This window comes from uncultured Virgibacillus sp. (assembly GCF_947495635.1).
GTDB classification, from domain to species: domain Bacteria; phylum Bacillota; class Bacilli; order Bacillales; family Amphibacillaceae; genus Virgibacillus; species Virgibacillus salarius.
Map to the genome: position 1 here is coordinate 46,941 of NZ_CANMAB010000009.1, position 20,571 is coordinate 67,511.

The 20,571-nt window shown below is 37.2% G+C and carries 20 protein-coding genes and 2 riboswitches; of the genes, 13 read left to right on the forward strand and 7 right to left on the reverse strand.

Features of this window, described 5'->3' with window-relative positions; all coding sequences use genetic code 11:
* Positions 1-3 precede the first annotated feature (3 nt).
* Both Q1A47_RS03725 and Q1A47_RS03730 read right to left on the reverse strand, forming a co-directional pair.
* Positions 4-513: a DUF4178 domain-containing protein gene (locus Q1A47_RS03725; protein ID WP_026682133.1), complete on the reverse strand. Its 510-nt coding sequence runs from the start codon at positions 511-513 to the stop codon at positions 4-6.
* Between the two features lie 488 nt (positions 514-1,001).
* Positions 1,002-1,541: a hypothetical protein gene (locus Q1A47_RS03730; RefSeq protein ID WP_166529831.1), complete on the reverse strand. Its 540-nt coding sequence runs from the start codon at positions 1,539-1,541 to the stop codon at positions 1,002-1,004.
* A gap of 449 nt (positions 1,542-1,990) precedes the next feature.
* On the opposite strand from Q1A47_RS03730, the gene Q1A47_RS03735 reads away from it, so the two are divergent.
* Genes Q1A47_RS03735 through Q1A47_RS03745 form a run of 3 tightly spaced genes read left to right on the forward strand, consistent with a single transcriptional unit; the run spans position 1,991 to position 3,409 of the window.
* Entirely contained in the window at positions 1,991-2,404 is a 414-nt protein-coding gene (locus Q1A47_RS03735; protein WP_026682135.1) for a glyoxalase/bleomycin resistance/extradiol dioxygenase family protein, read from the forward strand.
* Positions 2,405-2,429: 25 nt separating this feature from the next.
* The gene (locus Q1A47_RS03740) at positions 2,430-3,071 is read left to right on the forward strand and encodes a pentapeptide repeat-containing protein (protein ID WP_166529852.1); all 642 of its coding nucleotides are present in this window, start codon (positions 2,430-2,432) and stop codon (positions 3,069-3,071) included.
* 26 nt (positions 3,072-3,097) lie between these two features.
* Complete coding sequence (locus Q1A47_RS03745; RefSeq protein WP_026682137.1) at positions 3,098-3,409, forward strand: CHY zinc finger protein; 312 nt, start codon at positions 3,098-3,100, stop codon at positions 3,407-3,409.
* 299 nt (positions 3,410-3,708) lie between these two features.
* Here the strand turns inward: Q1A47_RS03745 and Q1A47_RS03750 are convergent, their stop codons facing one another.
* The 5 genes from Q1A47_RS03750 to Q1A47_RS03770 form a co-directional block, all read right to left on the reverse strand.
* Positions 3,709-4,494 (reverse strand): energy-coupling factor transporter transmembrane protein EcfT, encoded by a 786-nt coding sequence (locus Q1A47_RS03750; protein ID WP_166529851.1) that lies wholly within the window; start codon positions 4,492-4,494, stop codon positions 3,709-3,711.
* Complete coding sequence (locus Q1A47_RS03755; RefSeq protein WP_166529850.1) at positions 4,469-6,133, reverse strand: ABC transporter ATP-binding protein; 1,665 nt, start codon at positions 6,131-6,133, stop codon at positions 4,469-4,471. The genes Q1A47_RS03750 and Q1A47_RS03755 overlap by 26 nt, the downstream gene beginning before the upstream one ends.
* Positions 6,130-6,711: an ECF transporter S component gene (locus Q1A47_RS03760; protein WP_166529849.1), complete on the reverse strand. Its 582-nt coding sequence runs from the start codon at positions 6,709-6,711 to the stop codon at positions 6,130-6,132. Before Q1A47_RS03760 ends, Q1A47_RS03755 begins: the two co-directional genes overlap by 4 nt.
* The gene (locus Q1A47_RS03765; protein ID WP_026682141.1) at positions 6,708-7,316 is read right to left on the reverse strand and encodes a YkoF family thiamine/hydroxymethylpyrimidine-binding protein; all 609 of its coding nucleotides are present in this window, start codon (positions 7,314-7,316) and stop codon (positions 6,708-6,710) included. The genes Q1A47_RS03760 and Q1A47_RS03765 overlap by 4 nt, the downstream gene beginning before the upstream one ends.
* Positions 7,317-7,432: 116 nt before the next feature.
* Positions 7,433-7,535: riboswitch (TPP riboswitch) on the reverse strand.
* 224 nt (positions 7,536-7,759) lie between these two features.
* Positions 7,760-8,824 (reverse strand): DctP family TRAP transporter solute-binding subunit, encoded by a 1,065-nt coding sequence (locus Q1A47_RS03770; protein WP_026682142.1) that lies wholly within the window; start codon positions 8,822-8,824, stop codon positions 7,760-7,762.
* Between the two features lie 302 nt (positions 8,825-9,126).
* On the opposite strand from Q1A47_RS03770, the gene Q1A47_RS03775 reads away from it, so the two are divergent.
* From Q1A47_RS03775 to Q1A47_RS03820, 10 genes are all read left to right on the forward strand, one after another.
* On the forward strand, positions 9,127-10,908 hold the full coding sequence (locus Q1A47_RS03775; protein ID WP_308036015.1) for a sensor histidine kinase: 1,782 nt from the start codon (positions 9,127-9,129) through the stop codon (positions 10,906-10,908).
* Positions 10,909-10,918: 10 nt separating this feature from the next.
* On the forward strand, positions 10,919-11,560 hold the full coding sequence (locus Q1A47_RS03780) for a response regulator (RefSeq protein WP_051388377.1): 642 nt from the start codon (positions 10,919-10,921) through the stop codon (positions 11,558-11,560).
* A gap of 111 nt (positions 11,561-11,671) precedes the next feature.
* Positions 11,672-12,664, forward strand: coding sequence for a TAXI family TRAP transporter solute-binding subunit (locus tag Q1A47_RS03785; RefSeq protein WP_026682144.1), 993 nt, complete (start codon positions 11,672-11,674; stop codon positions 12,662-12,664).
* Positions 12,665-12,681: 17 nt separating this feature from the next.
* Complete coding sequence (locus Q1A47_RS03790; protein ID WP_080668723.1) at positions 12,682-13,164, forward strand: DUF1850 domain-containing protein; 483 nt, start codon at positions 12,682-12,684, stop codon at positions 13,162-13,164.
* A 3-nt stretch (positions 13,165-13,167) separates the two neighbouring features.
* Positions 13,168-15,318 carry a TRAP transporter permease gene (locus Q1A47_RS03795; protein ID WP_166529848.1) on the forward strand — a complete coding sequence of 717 codons (2,151 nt, stop codon included), beginning with the start codon at positions 13,168-13,170 and terminating at the stop codon, positions 15,316-15,318.
* A 407-nt stretch (positions 15,319-15,725) separates the two neighbouring features.
* Positions 15,726-16,091: a hypothetical protein gene (locus Q1A47_RS03800; RefSeq protein ID WP_162986343.1), complete on the forward strand. Its 366-nt coding sequence runs from the start codon at positions 15,726-15,728 to the stop codon at positions 16,089-16,091.
* Entirely contained in the window at positions 16,046-16,813 is a 768-nt protein-coding gene (gene yidC, locus Q1A47_RS03805; protein ID WP_026682146.1) for a membrane protein insertase YidC, read from the forward strand. The genes Q1A47_RS03800 and yidC overlap by 46 nt, the downstream gene beginning before the upstream one ends.
* Before the next feature lie 70 nt (positions 16,814-16,883).
* A riboswitch (PreQ1 riboswitch) is annotated at positions 16,884-16,930 on the forward strand.
* Between the two features lie 333 nt (positions 16,931-17,263).
* A complete protein-coding gene (gene queF / locus Q1A47_RS03810) occupies positions 17,264-17,761 on the forward strand; it encodes a preQ(1) synthase (RefSeq protein WP_026682147.1) in 498 nt (165 codons plus the stop codon).
* 123 nt (positions 17,762-17,884) lie between these two features.
* Complete coding sequence (locus Q1A47_RS03815; protein ID WP_026682148.1) at positions 17,885-18,493, forward strand: queuosine precursor transporter; 609 nt, start codon at positions 17,885-17,887, stop codon at positions 18,491-18,493.
* Between the two features lie 317 nt (positions 18,494-18,810).
* Positions 18,811-20,220 (forward strand): APC family permease, encoded by a 1,410-nt coding sequence (locus Q1A47_RS03820; protein ID WP_166529847.1) that lies wholly within the window; start codon positions 18,811-18,813, stop codon positions 20,218-20,220.
* Positions 20,221-20,571: the final 351 nt, after the last annotated feature.

Sequence of the window (20,571 nt, forward strand, 5' to 3'; positions counted from 1 at the left end):
ATGTTACTTGCTAGCTATAATTTTCAACTCAAACTCTTCAATTTCGTAGCCTGTGCTAACTTCAATTTCATTGCCCCATTTTTCGATGGATAAGAATTTCTCTTCATCATCGTCGTAGTAATCAAAATAGTGACAAGTCATCCCTGATAGATTTTGACTACGGCCAACCCCTATTACTCTAGCGGTCCCTGATTCATCTAAGTAGTACGTTGTACCATCATATTCTAATTGTTTGGGGATCGGTTCTTGAAGCGGTAATTTTATCTTTTCATACATTCCGAGGTTGAGCTCATCATCCATTTCAACACTCAACCATATAGTTTTATGTGTACCCTCGAGCTGATATGCATGCCATTTAAAACCGTGATCATCGTAACTGATTTTTCCGACTACTTTATAGTCTTCTAGGTCAAAGGTTACAATGTCATTCATCTCAAGATTAAACATATTTCTCTCTTGTATTGGCTTATTGGTATCATTCTTTTTGCCAAATAAACGTCCCAATATACTCATCTATTCACCTCAACTTATCTTAGCATACTTTCATTATACTAGTACGAATGACAAATGTATAAGTTTCAGATTTTATCAAAATGTTGAGGACTTTTGTATGGGACAGCATTTCGTTAAGTGGATACGACAGAACTAATTTTGGCTTAGCTGGCCCTTCTAATATTTTGTGATTTGTGAGCCTTTAACTCTTCTTCTCCAAAAAATCGACAATTACTTTGCCAATCTTTGATCGGTTTAGAATCAACTTTATATATTCGGCCACATCATTAAGCGTAATTTGGCTATTGTTATAAAAATTTAAAATCTCCATTTATATTTCTTTCCAAACGCTATATTTTCTCATAAAAAATCTCCCCAGTAGGCAAACAGATTTATTTTTTCATCTGTCTATCTATCGGGGAGCATATTAGTTTTATTTAAAATATGACTTAGGGTACTTTTTTCTGTCTCTCATTCAGTTAGGTCTCGCCATGTTTACAAGATTTCTTTTATCTATTTTTTTGATCAAGTTTAGTTTTCCCTTTCAAACCGTAATATACTATCCAAAATACAATTGGAACAAATAGTGAATAAACTTTATTTTCTTCTGGTAATAAAAACAATAAAGCTACAAATATAATAATTGCTGGCACCAACAGTATAAAATACTTTCGTTTATCCATATAGAATCTCCTTATAAGTAAATATTTCCCTTGTTTTTTATTAACTTTAGTGGTTATTTTAGTCGTAATTCCACCGCGTTTTTTAGTTGAACTTTTGGGCATAGATGTTTTTATAGATGACGCCTTTCCATACCACTCTTTAACAGATATCATACCACTTTGAATCGCAACATGAACTTTTTTTCCTTTTTTAGTTAATTTTAAAATTTGCTTTGCTCTTTTTTGAGACTCTAAAGTAGAAGCAACTCCCACTGCTGAAATATAAGGACCTATTCCAGGGATAAAAGAGGCTCCAGCCCATGCAATTGTAGATTTATAACTAATATTCAACTTAGCAGCATATGCATTTGCATCAGCTTTAGTCATAAACATATCTATACCTTTACTGGTAGATTTATGACCTCCTACCTGATAAGTAGTTGTTGCAGCAACATAACCTCTTTTAGGTTTTTTTGCTGCTTCTACTTCGTGACTAAATGAATCACTAAAAGAAACAAAAGTTAAATAAAAGCTATTAGTAAGATTACAAAAAACTTCCCTAATTTCATAACCATCCCCCTAATTTCCATATTTATCTTTTTGCACATAAAATATTATAATATAAAAATGAAAATTTAGGGATATTTAAATGTTAAAATATTCCACATATTTTAACATTTAAATAGTCTGTTGGAACGCGAGAACAACCTATATATGAATCGTGTTTTTGGTAGTATGAGGAATGGATCCTTGTTTTTTTAAATTTTAAATGAAATATTCCATTTAAAATGTGCTATTGGTATGATGTAAGAAAATAATGAATAGGAGGAGTACAAATGAAAAAAATTGTACCCCATTTACGAATTAAGAATTGCAAGGATGAAATAGCATTTTATCAAAAAGTATTCGGTGGCGAGATCAGAAATACACAGATGTCAGATGGTATTGAGATGTTTCAGGGCCATGAAGGTAAGTATATTCATGCAGAATTGCATATAAATGAAGACTGTATTTTATATATGGCAGATGTATTTGATGAGGAGATTATTCAAGGTAGTGATGTCCTATTAGGTCTAGATCTAGAAAGTGAAGAGGAAATCACCAACATTTATGAAGCGTTAGCTAAAGATGGTGAGGTGAAAATGAAGTTACAAGATACCTTTTGGGGTGCAAAGCATGCAATGGTTACCGATAGAAACGGCATTTCATGGGAGTTAAATTATACGAAAAAAATTCAAAACGATGCTTGAGCGTAAGATATGGGAGGGTAAGCTAATGAAGCGAAAAGTAAGAACGATTCAACAGCCGCTATTACCAGAAGGTTTAAGTCAGATATCTTTATCGGATATTTCCAATGAAACACTAGTGGAAATCGGAAAGGTTACATATGTTGATGGTCCGATAGAAGCAGAGCATGTGCGGTTTGAGGAAGTTCATTTTAGAAATGTAAATCTAACGGGGTCAAAGCTGCCATTTTCTTCTTGGTCCAACAGTATCCTTGAAGATTGCGATCTGTCACATGTGGATTTTAGCAGGACCCGTTTTCATCGCGTATTATTCAAAAACTGTAAATTAGCTGGAACGGATTTTGATCAGACGGAACTTCGTGATGTTTATTGGCAAGAGTGTCAAGCTCCATATGCCTTATTTAATCAAATGGATATGCGTGATGTTTGTTTTACGAATTGTTTATTAAAGGGTGCGAATTTTTTAGATTCGAAATGGGACTATGTTCAATTCGGACATTCAACGATTGATGATGTCCAATTTACAGGTACGTCCTTAAAGAATGTTGATTTAAGCAATTGTCAATTTACAACGATTCATACGAATGCCGAAGAAATAAAGGGAGCAATCATTTCAGCTGAGCAAGCCGTTTCTTTTATCGAATTGTTTGGTGTGAAGGTAAAAGATTAGGGTACTGCATGAAGGAGAAGGTAAAGATGATACAGGTATTCGGTAAGGTCGTTGATTCTGAAACACGATGTATCCACTATCATTCCGAAAGAGATGTTATCGCCATTAAATGTAAAATGTGTCAAACGTATTATCCATGTTATTACTGTCACGAGGAAGCAGAAAAGCATACGTTTACTAGATGGAAGGAAGAGGAATTTTCTAATAAAGCCATCCTTTGTGGAGTGTGCAAAACGGAATTAACGATTAATCAGTATTTGCAAATGAGTAAATGTATGCACTGTGGATCTGTGTTTAACGAGGGATGTAGGCTACATCATCATTTGTACTTTGATTAAAGATAAAGAGAAATGTCTCCTAAAAATGTTAGATGAAGCAACTGGAATATGCGAAACTTCTGTGGTAATCGTAACGGTTGTGATGACCTCGTCATTATATCTCTACTCACGAGGAGGTTAAACTATTGCACGGATATTCCAGTTGTGTGAAAAGAGAGCTAAGTTTTGGGATGTAGTATTTGTGTTCTTTTTTAGAAAAACCCCCGCTGTAAAGCTATAACGTGCTATGAAAAGTAAAAATGCTATAAAAATAACTACTGAAAAATATCTGATTTCTCTCTAGTTAAGGGACTCCTCGTCTAAAATTGTCCTTTATACCAGCTAAAACACCCCAACTTAATAGAAATCATAATAATAATGAAAAAAAGGAGAAGCATACCCACCAAAAAAGTCCAATCCTGCCATTTAACCGTAAATGTTCTATAAAAGGTGCGTTGCCTCTCGCCGCTGAATCCTTTAGACTCCATAGCTACTGCTGTTCGTTCTGCTTTGCGAATTGCTCCGGCAAGTAAAGGGATTGCATAGCGTTTATATTGTTGTATGGATTCTTTTATTCCGTTAGCTCTTCGTACCCCTCTTATTTGATGTGCGGCACGGATTTGGTTAAGCTCATCTTTCATTAAAGGTAAAAAGCGATACCCAGCTAATACCCCATAAGCTAATTTTGGAGATAGCTTGCATTGCTGCATGAGACTTAGAATGAAATGCACCATATTTGTCGTGAAGATAAACATAAATGATAAGGATGCGAAGGCAAGCATCCGCAATGTTAATGCTAACGCTACCGTAACATCTTCCTTTGGTATATCCCAAAATAGAATCTCCATGGTATCATGTGGTCGATTTGGTTCATCAGCAAAGGCAAGCGTTGTCCAAAGCATACCAACGGATAATAGGATGATAATTAAGAAATAAAGCATGTATCGTTTCCAAGCAATTTTTCCACATACGAAAGTAAGGAGGATGGTGAATAAGCAATAAACTAGTGGTGTAAATGGATCAAACACAAAGGTCAATAGACACACTAATAGAATAACGGTAAAAGCTTTAATGCTTGGATTAAGTTGATTTAATAGCGAAGTCATGCTGATTCACCTCCAAATGTTGTTGCAGTTGAATTCGGGTTGGGTAGTCTAAGTGCCATCTTCGTAAGTCCGAATCCTTCCATAATTGGTCTGGTGATTGATCTCTTATAATTTCTCCGTTTTCTAAAACAAGGACACGGTCCGCATATTTGTCGACGATATCCATGTCATGTGTAACCATGATAATGGATGTGCCTTTGGCATGCCGTTCTTTTAACATTTGCATAAGCTTTAAGGTAGAAGCGGCATCCTGCCCGAAGGTAGGCTCATCTAGAAAGAGTATTTTTTGTTCATCGACAATCATTGTGGCTACACTGAGTCTCCTTTTTTGTCCCTGACTTAGCGAATAAGGATGGCGATGCTCGAATCCTTGTAATTGGCAATTGACTAGGGTGTAATGTACTTTCTCTTCTATATATGATTCTGAATATGGATGCAGACGTAAGCTGTAGGCAATTTCATCAAATACAGTGTCTGTAATAAATTGGTGCTCCGGATTTTGAAACACGTATCCAATCTCTTTTCGCAATAATTTTTCCTTCCAATTACGGATAGGATGCTGACGTAGGAGAATGTCTCCGTGTGTAGGAGCTTCAATACCACTAAGTACTTTTGTTAACGATGTTTTGCCGCTTCCATTAGCTCCAATGATTGCTACAAATGAGCTCTCATACAGATCGAAATCAATTTGATGAAGTACCCTTTTTTGTTTTTTATTTTGAGTAACACGCGAAGCAGATAGTATAATGTCTGCTTGGTGAGCTGCTGGTATTGTCTTTTCTAAAAAGCTATTGTCCATATATGTAACTAATGATGGGGTATCCTTGATTGTTAACGGTGGACTGATATAAGCAGCTTTGTTTTGTTCGGCTGCTGTAAGTACAAGTTTTGTTATTTTTGGCAGGCAAATCCCCTCTTCTAGCACGCTTTCTTTATTATCCGAAATGATCCGTGCTAGTGGGCCATCATACATACATTTTCCGTCCTTAGATAATATGAAAGAACGGTCGATAAAAGATACCCAGCCTTCCAATTGATGTTCGATAACGATTATTCCCATTGATTTTTTCTGTTTAATGGTTTGAATAGTCTTGATAAATTCTTGAGTCGCTTGTGGATCTAAATTGGCGGTCGGTTCATCCAAGATAAGTATCTCTGGTTCTAGTGCTAGCACACAGGCTAATGCTAATTTTTGTTTTTGTCCTCCAGAAAGGGATGAAATGACAGAGTGCTTGTCATCTATTAAGTCAACCATTTGTAATACTTCGTCTATTTTTCTAGCTATTTCAAGCGGCGGTGTACAAATATTCTCTAGGCCAAAGGCAATTTCATCTTCTACCGTTAACATACAAAATTGGCTTTCTGGATCTTGGAATACGACGCCAACTTGTTTGCTAATTGTACCGGGATGTGCATCGTGTATAGATTGACCGAATATGGTAACATCACCTGTCATTTTACCGTCTAATTCACGCGGGTATATACCATTTAAACAGTGTGTTAACGTACTTTTTCCGCTACCACTTGGTCCAAGTAGTAGCATGGTTTCCCCTCTGTCTAACTGAAAGCTCAGATTAGAGATGATTGGTTTATCATTATCTTCATGAAACCAGAGTGAAAGATTAGATACGTTGATCATGATGCGGAACGTTCCTTTCTGATTTGTTTACCAAGCGCAAAACTAGATAGTACGCCTGTTTTCGCGAGTGAATCACTAATTGCTTTTCCGAGCAAACCTGAAATGATTGCCCCACTAATCATTCTTATACATAACATACCTAATATGTATGGAGTACTTAAGGCAGTATAGCCTGATCTAAAATATCCCCAAACAAAACTAAATATAGCTGCTCCAACACCGGCTAACATTAATACCCAAAGTGAATAGCGTTTCCATTTTGTTAGCGCAAAGGCAGCTTCTGCGCCAAGACCCTGTATAATACCCGTAATAATAATGATTGGTCCCATAGCATTACCGAGGAGCATTTCTACCGTTGCAGCAATTGTTTCTGACAAAAATGCAGCTCCGGGTTTACGAATGATATAAGCCGCAATAATGGATACAATAAACCAAATACCAAATATAAAGTCATATCCTATGGGTCCCATGAACGACACGAGAATTTTTCCAATAGGTAAAAATGCTAAATAAACGATACCGAAGACTACGGAAAGAACAGACATAACAATTATTTCCTTTAGCTTCCAATTATTCAAAGTATCTCCCCCTTTTTAGATGGGCTATTTGCAGATATGGTGGTTGTCATAACTAGATGTGATGAATAACTACTTTCTAAATTTGTAAAAACACGTTCAAGTCCATCGAATATAAGTTTTCCATCCCCGTCTAGCCTTGTAGCATAGTGGATAGAGCTAACCTTAACCCCATGGAGCTTCATTTCCTCAATTTGGTTATAAATGATGTTCATATAATTTCCTCCACCCAACGGATAAAGGGAAAATTTGCCGGCAACTTCTTGCTGAAGGTTATTTGTATTTAAATTTAATCGATGGTCGTCCGTTGATAGATATACATCCCCATCGGAGTCTCCCGGACAGCCGATGGAGTAGGTGGCACTAAACACGACATGGTGTCCTGTGCTAGCCGCATGCAAAAAAAGTGCCTTGGTTACATCAAAAACATGTGTGATCTTGCCACGTACACAGGTTTCTACATCTGTTGTTTTAATCCAAACCTTAGATGTATCTACGTTTTTCAGTGAAGTTGTAATTACATCTACAAATTGATCTGTCATTGGATAGATGGCAAAAGAGCAACCAGCAATCCGACTATTAATACAGTTCAATGCTTGTTCGTTCATATCATTTTCCTCCTAATAAATAGTCATGTCAGTGAAGTTATACATAAATAAAAAAGACTGCATTCTTTGGGAATGCAGTCTTCAAAAATATATGTAGGCTATGCCTATAAAACGATATATGAACGACTGCACTTCCCCACGCTAGTATTATCTAGATCGGGTTATAAGGGTCAGAGTAGTCTCTTCTCAGCCATGTACATAGCTCCCCTAGTGCAATTTAAAATAGATATGCAGTTTTTATGTATTTATATATTCTACTAATAGAATAGTTCAATTAGTGCTTTTTGTAAATACGATAAGTGATATACTGTGAAATAAAGCAACTTATAGAACTGCTAGACTTTTTGACTTGATACCTCACATTGCAATGAAGTACATGAACAATGTAATCAAAAGAGTAATAAGCTAAAATGTTGGGTGTATAAGAGAATAGTGAGCAGTTATCATTCTCTAGAATTATACTTATTCTGTATCCGATGTACCTCGTCCATTAACTCGTTGCCAATAATCGTAGTCATCTGATCGTATACAGCTTTCCATGCATTCTTCCATTGCTCTCTTTCTCTTGTTGTAAGAAAGTGAATAGTAACAACATCTTTTTTTCTTAATTCACGTGTATAATGATCATTCATCTCAATCGCGTGACGTTTCCCCCAATCCGTTGCTTCACTTAAGGCAGCTTGAATGGCTGATTGATTATATTCAGATAATGATTCCCAAAAAGGCTTATTAATAAAAACACCGTATCCGAGATAACCGTGATTGCTCATAGTTACAAACGGTTGATGCTCATAGAATTTTTTAGAGTAAATATTAGAAATCGTATTTTCCTGTCCATCAATAAAATGTACTTCCAAGTTTTGATAAGTTTTATTAAATGGTAAGCTACTTGTGCTAGCATGTACTTGATTAAATTGTTCCTTAATAACAGGACTAGGCATAATACGGAAATGGAGTCGGTTTACATCATCTGGTAGTTTGATAACGTGTACTTGATTCGTAAGCTGTTTATAACCGTTATACCAAAAAGTCAAGCCCTTCACGTTTGTATTATGAAGGTTTGCAAGCAATGTTTTCCCTATTTTACCCTCATATGCTTCCGTTACTGCCTCGTGTGTAGGGAATGCATAGGGGAGATCAAGGATACCCCATTTGGGAAATAGCTCACTTACCTTAGCTGTTGCCGGGGCAATCATTTCAACATTCCCATTTTGGATGGCTTCCCACTCATTGGTGTCATTATATAGAGACCCATTTGCATAAATGTGGACTTTGATTCTTCCATTTGTTTTTGCTTCTACAAGTTGAGCAAACTTCCGGGCTGTTTGTCCCTTTGGTGTGTCAGTCGCAACAACATGACTAAACCGAATGATGATTTGTTCACGTAATCCCTCTTGTTCATCATCATAATCATCTGTTCCACGAATTGTCTCGAAGTCAATTCCAATTACGACAGCGGAAACAAGTCCTGTTATAATAAATGTTAGAATTATAAAAAAGTTTCGCAAATAATTACCTCCATGAACTAAATAGAGAAAGTTCAGTGTGTGGTCATTCATCCCGCATATAACCGCAGTAAGCTCCCGCTTCAAGTAATAAAGAGAAACCAATATGGGCGATGGATCGACTGCCGGTAAATGTCCGATTGGTTCGGGCCTCCATGGAAGTAGGTCACAAAGGCGTTGCCACAGGAAGTGGCGAATGAAGCCTTTGTACGTATTTGTTTTAGTAAAAACGGACGGAAGTTTTACTTTATCCCGCATATAACTGGCAGTAAGATACCCACTTCAAGCAATAAAGAGAAACCAAAATGGGAAGTGTGGAACAACTGCCAGTAAATGTCCGATTGGTTCACCTAACCATCCGTGGGGATAAACAAAACCCCCCCACGGATGGAAGTTTCACTTTATTTTATCATAATATTCTATCAATCATTAAACTTAAGGAGAAGTGGGGAATGGTAAGTCTTCGTAAAATGCCAATTAGACTAAAGATTATGATTCTATCTTTTGGGATTGTTCTATTTACGCTCTTAATTGGTGGCATTATGCTTATCGGCAATCTTTTTCAAGGAAAAGAAGAAGGGCTTGGTGAGCGTGGACTTATGACAGGGAGGATCGTGGCGAACTTACCAGAAATAAAGGATTCAATTGTAAAAGCACGAGGCTGGAAAACAATCAATCCAATTGTTGAGCGAATACGTACGATTAATCAAGTTGATTACATTGTTGTTTTAAATATGAACCGTATCAGATTCTCCCATCCAATCGAAAAACAGCTCGGAACGGTATCGTCAGGGAAGGATGAAGGGGCTGCTTTTGCTGAGCATAGTTATGTTTCAAAAGCGAAGGGGGAACAAGGAACTGCTATCCGTTCTTTTGTTCCAATTGTTAATGATAGTTTTGAACAAATAGGAGTAGTGCTTGTCGGAAATATGCTCCCATCATTTTGGAACATACTTTTATCTATACGAGTAGAAATAATGATCATTGCTTTACTGACAATAGCCTTTGGAATCATTGGTTCTTATTTATTGGCAAGACATGTTAAAGAACAGACGTTTTGGATGGAGCCATATGAGATAGCGAGGGTGCTAAAAGAGAGAACAACAGTTTTTCAAGCAATGCATGAAGGCGTTATTGCTGTAGATCGTGATGAGCGGTTAGTTGTTTTTAATGAAAAGGCAAAAGAGATTTTACATATTGAAATGGATGTTAATGATGCTCTCATGAGTACGGTCTTGAAAGACAAAGTAATGGTACAGCAATTAAGAGGGCAGACGGCAGCTTATAATGAAACATTGAGAGTTCATGAGAAGCTAATTATGTTAAATCGGATTCCAATAGAAATAGAAAACGAACGGATAGGCTGTGTGGTGGTTTTTCAAGATCGGACAGAAGTTACAAAGATGGCAGAGGAGTTAACAGGTGTAAAAGCTTTTGTCGATGCATTACGTGTTCAAAATCATGAACATATGAATAAGCTTCATACAATTGCAGGATTAATTCAGTTAGAAGAAAATGAGCGAGCGTTGGAATATGTTTTCCAAACGACACAGAAGCAGGCGTCCTTAACAAGGTTCATGATGCAACGAATTAAAAGTTATAGTATTGCAGGTTTGCTTATTAGCAAGATACGTAGAGGTGAAGAGCTAGGAATTGATGTTAGAGTGGATGGTCAAACGTCAATAAAAGCATTTCCAACTGTGTTTAACAATCATGATATGGTGCTCATACTAGGGAATTTAATTGAAAACGCAATTGACGCATGTGCTATATCAGAGATAAAGCAAAAAAGGATTAATATCACAATTTATCAAAATGAAACGGATTGTATGATAAAAATCATTGATAATGGAATTGGTATCGTTGATACGGATCGAATTTTTGAAAAGGGCTATACGACCAAAGGGAAATCCGGATCAGGAATTGGCCTATATTTAATACAGCAAATGATATCCAAGGCAGAAGGGACTATATCAGTTGATTCAGTATTACATCAGGGGACACAAATTATTATAACGATTCCAATGATGTTGAGAAAGGAAGGGTTCCGTGATAAGAGATTCAGAAGTGAAAGTATTGCTGATTGAGGACGACCCTATGGTACAAGAAGTCAATAAAAGAATGGTAGAAAGGGTAGAGGGCTTTCACGTTATTGCAATAGCCGAAAACGGGAAGCAAGGCTTGGAATTATGTCAATACAACAATCCCGATCTCGTTCTGCTGGATATCTATATGCCTGAACAAGATGGTATCGCAGCACTTAAAGCGTTAAGGGAGTTAGAGTTGGATTTGGAGGTGATTATCATTTCCGCAGCTAATGAAATGAATATGGTTCGTAATATGCTACATCACGGAGCTCTCGATTATATTATTAAACCATTCAAATTTGATCGTCTTGTTCTGGCACTGACTAAGTATAATCGTTATCGTCGCCAATTTAATGCAAGTGAAAAGGTAGATCAGCAAACGATTGATGTCTTAATGATGCAGAATGAACAGAATAGTAGACAAGGACATTTGCTGCCTAAAGGCTTAAATAAACAAACATTGAATCAAGTAATTGAATTTTTAGGCTCCCAGAATGAGCCTGCTTCAGCAGATAAAGCAGCTGAAAGTATAGGTATTGCACGGGTTACCGCAAGGAGATATTTGGATTACTTAGAGAAGATGGATCGCGTAGAGATTATCCTCCAGTATGGTGTGGTTGGTAGACCAGTTAATCGATACAAGCTTATTTAATGGCTATCTAAAAGACCAATATGAACAAAATGTACAATATGTTCATATTATTCTTAAAATAAAATGAAAGCGTTATCATATAGAAAAGGATTTTAAAGGAGGGTACTTGTTTTGAAAAAATACCTTGTGTTGATATGTATGTTTTCAATTATTATCGCTTTATCAGCTTGTGGAGAGGAAGAAGCAGCCGAACATTCGGAGGAAGTTAGTGGTGATGGTCAACCAATTGTTTTTGGGACTGGCGGTACTTCGGGAACGTACTACCCCATTGGCGGAGCATTAAAGCCTATTTTTGAAGAAAGTGATTATATTAATAATGTCACTGTCGAGTCTACTGGTGCTTCCGTAGCGAATATTCAGAATATGCAGGATGGGTTAAATCAGATGAGTATTATTATGAGTGATGTAGGTTACGATGCGCTTCAAGGAAAGGGACAGTTTGAAGGTAATCAAGTGGATGTGCAAGCAATGGCTGGTATGTATCAAAATGTTGTTCAAGTTGTCGCAACAGCGGACAGTGGAATCGAAGCAATCGAAGATTTGGAAGGAAAACGTGTTGGTGTTGGTAAAGTTGGTTCAGGAGTCGAGCAAAGCGCTAAAAAGGTATTAGAGGTACTTGGATTATCATACGATGATCTTTCCAAAGTAACGCATACTGGTTATGCGGATAGTGTACAGGAAATGAAAAACGGAAATTTAGATGCAGCATTCTTCACCTCTGGAGTACCGAATAGTAATATAACTGATTTAATGCAGCAAAACGAAGTAGTATTTGTAGAAATTAACGGTGAAATTGCAAAAAAACTAATGGAGGCGTATCCATTCTATAAAGAATTTACGATTCCAGCTAGAGATGAGGCGATGTATAACCTAGATCGAAAGGTAAATACGGTTGGTATTCAAAACATAATTACTGTTTCTCCAGAGCTTAGCGAAGATCTCGTATATGATTTGACGAAACGATATTACGATTATTTAGGAAGCGAAGAGGTATCTATAAGTGCATTAAAACAACTCGATCGGGATGACTTGGCCGAAGGTTTGGTAGTCCCAATCCATTCAGGTGCTAAAAAGTTTTATGAAGAACAGGGGATTTTAAAATAAGATGCTTCAATAAAAGGATGTCGCGACTTAAATGGATAGTGATAACGATTATAATGGTTGGGCTAGGTGTGTTGCTCGTACCAGTAAATGCAATACTTGTATCACAAGGAACAACCATCACCTATGCTTTTCTTCAAAATGATGATGTTTTTTCTTTACAGTGGATTCATTCTGTTGAAAAGGAAGCCTGGGTGGAAAACTTCATAGTTGATGATCAAATTATTTCATTAGATTCCACCAAATTTAAAACATTTGGTGCTGGAGTTCCTACATGGTCAGAGCATTCAACCGAAGTTCAAGATGGTTGGGTATATATGCAGATAGATAGAGTGATTGGTGCCGAGCTAGTGCTAAGGTCTTCGCTAATGAATGATTACCAGTTGATCTATCAAAAGAAAAGATACCCTTTGGAAGCAAGTAATATGGCTTATATAATAGAGGCTAAACAAGCGCCTCTCTTCTTCATTCTATGGACAACAGTAAAAGAAATGGTGGGATGATATATGAATGAAAAAGCAAATTTGGAGGGGTTTGAACGGGAAAGCAATGTACGTACACAATACCCATTAGTTATAGGCATCCTAATTACCGTGTTAGCAGCTGGATTAGGTTTGTTTCATCTTTATACGTCATATGCTGGTTCACTTGTAGATATCAAACAACGTAGTCTTCATTTATACACATTAATGGTGTTAGGTTTTTTATTATATCCTATAATGAAAAAAAGAAAGCACAACGGTATCCCCGTCTATGATTATCTGTTTGCGGGGATATCCCTCCTACTTGGTATTTATATGCTTGCATCTGCTAACCGAATTATTGAATCTGGTGGTCAAATTAACGATATAGATGTTTATGTCGGTATTGCTGTCCTTATTATATTATTTGAGATTACAAGAAGGGTGACGGGGTGGGGACTAACGTTACTCGCATTTGGATTTCTTGCTTATGGGTTTTACGTAAAGTTATCCATATATCCTGAGCTAACAGGTCCCATTATATTAAGTGTTTCGAAAGGAATTCTATCTCATTTAATCTACATCACAGAGGGAATCCTAGGGACAGCAATCGGAGTATCTGCTAGTTATATTATATTATTTATTATGTTTGGTGCATTTTTAAGTAAATCGGGAATGGGGCAGATGTTTAATGATCTGGCAATGGCGGTAGCTGGTCATACGAAGGGTGGACCAGCTAAGGTGGCTGTTCTGGCAAGCGGCTTTTTAGGTTCAATTAATGGTTCCGCTATCGCAAATGTAGTGACAACGGGTGCTTTTACGATTCCGTTAATGAAAAAAGTAGGATATCAGAAGAATTTTGCAGGGGCTGTCGAGTCTTCTGCTAGTGTTGGTGGGCAAATATTACCTCCAATAATGGGAGCAGCAGCCTTTATCATGGCTGAGAATCTAGGTATACCATATACAACAGTGATCTTAGCTGGAATTATTCCTGCATTATTATTTTATATTGGTATTTTACTCCAGGTCCATATTAGGGCTTCTAAGCTTGGTTTACGTGGATTAAATAAGAATGAGTTGCCAACTGTGAAGGAGGTATTAATCCAACGTGGTCATCTCCTGATTCCAATGGCTATCCTATTGTATTTGCTATTTACAGGGAAGACGCCATTCTACGCAGCGTTTTGGTCGATTGTATCAACGATTATTATTACAGGTACTGGAAGAATGTTACTTATCGGAATGGCAGTTTCTTTATTTCTTATATTTGAATCTCAGATAAGAGCACTCCTATCAGGGATAAGTATGCCGATGTTACGTGATAACTGGTTAGAGCTTGGGCTAATTGTCCTGATACCTTTAGTCATTAATCTTATACGTAAAAAGGCAAAGGTGAAAGCAGAGGAAATAGATGTTCGGGATTTTTTTGGGGCATTGGAAAAAGGTGTTCGTACAACCATTCCTGTGGCAGTTGCTTGTGGTGCGGTTGGCATTATTGTAGGTATAGCTTCTTTAACCGGTGTAGCGCTTGAGATTGCAAGCTCCATCGTAAGTGTCGGTGAAATGATTCAGAGTCCCCTTGTTCAGCTTTTAATCACAATAGCGTTAACGATGGTCGCGTCGATTATTTTAGGGATGGGATTACCAAGCATTCCAACCTATATTATTACAAGTACAATGGCAGCCCCAATATTACTACAATTACCATATTTTAGAGAATTAGCTGGAACAGATGAAACAGCTATTTTTGTTGCACATATGTTTGTGTTTTATTTTGGAATTTTTGCTAATATCACTCCGCCAGTTGCGTTAGCTGCCTTTGCAAGTTCAGGTATTAGCGGTGGTGATCCGATGCGTACAGGCATGCAAGCAATGAAACTAGCAATTGCTGGATTTATTGTACCATTTATGTTCGTCTTTTCTCGTGAAATGTTGATGATCGATGCTACGATTGGGAATCTACTACTTATTACGGTGACTTCACTAACAGGGGTTTTTCTTTTATCCGTAGCAGCTGAAGGCTTTTTGAAGGATGCACTTCCCTGGTATATCCGAGTGATGGCAACCTTAGGAGCATTGCTGCTCATCTATCCTGGTATTTGGACAGATATGGCAGGCATATTAGCTCTTATTTTAGTTCTATCCTCCAACTGGCGAAAAATAATAGAAAGAGAGAGAGAAAATCAGGTCGGTTAATAAAAATAAATGATAAAAAAGATGTTAATTATCCATGCAAAAGCATCGATATCAACATCTTTTTTAATAGTCTAGGAAATTATAAAATTAGCCGTGGATAAATAGGGGTGTGTTGAGACGCGTCCAGCTCCAGCATCCAGAAACGAGGCGACTCACGAATCGTATTACGATAAGTCATCATCGGCACATCGTAATTTCTTTATCTTAGTTGACTCGCTCCAGTCGCTACGTATCTAGTCGGGTGCTTATGCTTTTGTTATCCCACAAACAACTGGCAGTAATACCACCACTTATTGAAGTTTCATTTTATATTTACTCATGCTCACCATTTCGGTAAGCTTCATTTAAGCTTTTGTAATCCTATGATATAATAGATATTAGACTGATAAAGGAGGTGAATATAAGTGATGATAGAATTATTAAATGAAGTAGTTAATGATGTGTCGCCATTCTATCTATATATTAGTATATTACTTACGATTGTATCTACCTATCAATTCTTAACAATAGATGCGCGAAATATTATAGAAAATAATAATATTTTGACAAGGGAATATCATAATCTACGTGTACGGTTATTGCCAATGCAAGAATTATTTGGCGAATGTAGAGAGGTTATTGAATGGTTAATTAAAAAGACAAATCGAATAGCATCGCCTGATGATGATACAGACAACGAATCCTTCTCGTTCCAAGCAAATGAATTATCAAAACGAGGAGGACAACAATGGATCGTCAATTTATATTCACATTCCTTAAGAAATATAGTGTAATTAGTATTATTCTTGTAATCTTTTTAACGGGTTGCCAAGGTGATACTAGCGCTGCAGGTTTTTTTAGTTTTGAAAATCCCTTTTCGCAGCTTATCAAATATATTGCCATACTGTTTGGTGGCGACTATGGATTATCAATCATCGTTCTAACGTTGCTTATTCGTTTGCTTTTAATGCCATTATCTTTAAAACAAACGAAAAGTGCTGCAAAGACGAAAGAAAAGATGAGCGAAATGAAGCCTGACATGGATGCTATTACGGATAAGTATAAGGACAAAAAAGATGCAGAGTCGAAAGCAGAGATGCAAAAGGAAATGATGCAACTCTACCAGAAGCATCAATTTAACCCTTTAAGCTCATTGGGGTGTTTGCCGATGCTTATTCAATTTCCGATTATCATAGCGGTTTACTATGCGATTAGGAATTCGCCAGAAATTGCCGCACATTCATTTCTCTGGTTCGATTTAGGACAGGTTGATTTGATTCTACCATTTGTCGCAGCGGCTATTTACTTTATTCAATCGAGAGTATCGTTAACAGGGATGGACGAAAAACAGAGGAAGCAGATGGCGGTTATGTCGCTCTTATCGCCTGTTATGATAGGGTTTATTTCCTTTAATGCACCTGCTGCATTACCATTATATTGGACGGTTAGTGGACTGTTTTTAGTTCTTCAAACATTGTTAGCAAAAAGATTGTACTATCCGAAAATCCAACATTAAATAGCGTTGACATCCGAATGTATCCTATTTATAATTACTCGAGTGGAATGGATAGTAGAAAACATTCCGTGCGGGAGAGGTTCTTAGCTTTAACCCTCTATAAAAAACTAAGGACAAATGATGTAATAAAAAGTCATGTGCCTTAGGCCATGGCTTTTTGTTTGTCTAGAGAATTACAAAATTAGCCGATGTGGATAAATATGGGCGTGTTGAGCTCCAGCACCCAGAAACGAGGCTACTTCACGAATTGCCCTACGACAAGTCACCATCGGCTCGCAAAGCACACCGTGATTCCTTTATATCCGTTGACTCGCTCCGGTCGCTAGGTTTCAAATCGGCGCTTGCACTTGTTCGTTTTGGTGAATTATATTAAATGCTTTGTTTCTAAATGGAGTATTAAGTAGGTACGCACTTGTTTTAGCGAAAGAATATTTAAAAGGAGGCTTCGCGATGGCTAGTAGAAGTAATGATGAGTTAACTGGTGTAACACAGCTAGGAAGTCAAGGAACGATGTATGCTTTTGACTACACACCGGACGTACTGGAGGTTTTTGATAACAAGCACCCGGGTCGTGATTATTTTGTTAAATTTAATTGCCCTGAGTTTACCACGCTTTGTCCTAAAACAAATCAGCCTGACTTTGGGACGGTGTATATTAGCTATATACCAGATAAAAAAATGGTTGAGAGTAAGTCACTAAAGCTTTATTTGTTCAGTTTTCGTAATCATGGTGACTTCCATGAAGATAGTATAAATATTATTATGAATGACTTGATTGATTTAATGGCACCCCGTTATATTGAGGTCTGGGGAAAGTTTACACCGCGTGGAGGGATCTCCATAGATCCCTACTGTAATTATGGTAAAGCGGGTACTAAATTTGAGAAGATGGCAGATCAAAGACTAATGAATCATGATCTATACCCAGAAAATATAGATAATCGTTAAAAAGTAGAGGGTTAGGTTTAGGTCTCTTCCTTTATAATCTCGTTTGCAGCACAGACTACAGATTTACAACGTAGTGAAGATTAGGACGTGCTGGCATATTAATGGACAAGGAAGAGGAGTTTTATGTTTATCTATCTTAATGCGTTATTTGTTGGGCTTTTATTACTATCAAATATATTAGCTGTTAAACTGTTTCAAATAGGAGAATTTATTTTGCCTGGGGCTGCGATTGTATATGTCGTGACCTATTTGCTTACAGATGTGATTGGAGAAGTATATGGAAAGAATACAGCTAGAAAAACGGTTCAGGCAGGATTTATAACCCAGTTGCTTGCGGTGTTTTTCATATTTATTGTTGTTCATTTACCTGCTGCACCAGCATTTGGTCTACAATCAGAATTCGAACAAATACTAGGTGGTAGCTTTCGTGTTATTGCAGCTAGCTTGCTCTCTTATATAGCAAGTCAACACCTTGATGTAAGTATTTTTCATCGTCTTCGTGCAAGCCATGGTGAGAAGAAGCTATGGATACGAAATAATGTCTCAACGATGACAAGTCAACTTATTGACACAAGTCTGTTTATAACCATCGCATTCTGGGGAATCGTGCCGCTACGAGTTCTATTAGGTATGATAGTCACCCAATATATATTTAAACTAATCATTGCAATAATAGATACGCCGTTTGCTTATTTGTTGGTTAAATGGGCGAGGAAGCTTGAGGCAAAATAATAAAGTAACTTTTAATTGTTTATAGGATTTTATTTATTGTAAAGATAATCAAAGATTTATAAACTGCCAATTCCATTGACTTTGCTGAAGAATGAAAGCAAAACATTAGATTAAAACCAGTTATATTGATAGGATCTCCTACTTCAGGTTCCTATCTTTATGGCCGGTTTTTAATTTTCATGAATATATGAAAGGAAGGGTTGCGTATGCATCATTAAGTAGGCAACTTTATAAAAAAGAGATTCGTATAAGGTAATAATTCTGAATAATTAGTTAATATAATGGTGATGTAATTACAAATTGAGGAGGGGAAATGGATGGATGAATCGGATAAGCTATTAAAGATTCTTGGTAATAAAGATGTGCTTGCACTTGCTTTTGGAGCAATGATTGGCTGGGGATGGGTCGTTACGTCTGGATTATGGATTACAGAAGCTGGCTCCATGGGAGCGATGCTAGCCTTTGCTATTGGAGGGCTACTTGTTGTCTTAGTTGGATTAACTTATGCCGAATTGTCCTCAGCGCTGCCATTGGTTGGAGGAGAGCATGTATATACGTATAAGGCAATGGGCAGAGTAGCATCGTTTATTGCTACATGGGCCATTATTCTTGGTTATGTGTCTGTTGTCGCATTTGAAGCTGTTGCATTTCCTACAGTTTTCGAGTATGTCATACCTGGTTACAGCCAGGGGTACTTATATACGATAGCTGGCTGGGATGTAACAGTAACCTGGGCAGGTATAGGAATTCTTGGTTCGTTATTGATTGCTTGGATTAATTATCGAGGTATTAAGCTAACAACAGTTATTTCCTTTATATTAACATTAGTAATTTTAATAGCAGGTCTTATGTTAATAACAGGTAGCACATTTGGCGGGAATATAGCAAATATGAAGCCGTTAGTTGAAACTGGTGTAGCAGGTTTATTAACAGTTATCATTATGACACCATTTATGTTTGTTGGATTTGATGTCATTCCGCAAGCGGCGGAAGAGATTAATTTACCACAAAAGAAGATTGGTCAGTTATTAATTGTGTCAGTAGTACTCGCTGTTATTTGGTATATTGCCATTATTTTTGGGGTATCACGAATTTTAGATGCTTCTGAGCTTATGGCGTCCAACTTAGTTACCGCTGATGCAATGGCAAAAGCATTTGGCAATAGTAAATTAATGGGGAATTTTCTTGTGCTTGGAGGGATTGGTGGGATTTTAACAAGCTGGATTGGGTTTTATGTAGGTGGTAGTCGCGCTATTTTCGCTTTAGCAAATGCAGGTATGTTACCAAAGTCACTTGGAGAGTTACATCCTAAATATAAAACGCCCCATAAAGCTATTCTATTAATTGCTGTATTATCTACAGCAGCTCCTTTACTTGGTCGGCCTGCTTTAGTATGGCTAGTTGATGCTGGTGGCTTAGGACTTGTAGTAGCGTGGTTAATGGTAGCAGTATCTTTTATTATTTTGCGCAGAACAGCTCCTAATATGAAACGTCCTTTTAAACTTCCTGGAGGGACTACAATAGGGTGGATAGCTGTATTAATGTCCGGAGGAGTTATGACCCTTTATTTGCCAGGTATGCCATCTGCTTTAATTTGGCCATATGAATGGATCATTGTAGGGATATGGATATTATTGGGCATTATACTTTATAACTACTCCATGGCCAAATATGGTAAAGGATATGCCGACGAGCACATGAAAAAAGAAATAAATCGGGTAGCGTAGAAGCAGAATGGAAATGAGAAAGAAGAAAGCTGTTACTAAAAAAATTTTAGTAGCAGTTTTGTTATAGTTATAGTCTAGGAAATTATAAAATTTGAGCCTGTATATAAATATAGGCGCGTTGAGAAGCATCCAGCTCCAGTGCCCAGAAACGAGGCGACTTCACGAATTGCCCTAACCTAAGTCATTATCAGCTCACAAGCTCATCGTGATTCCTTTATTTCCGGTGACTCGTTCCTGTAGCTACGTTTTTATTCGGGCGCTTGCGCTTTTGTTCAAAGTTAAGAAAGTATAAAATCAGTGCAATGACTGCGTTAAGCCAAGTAGTTATTTTGAAATGTTTGATGTATATTG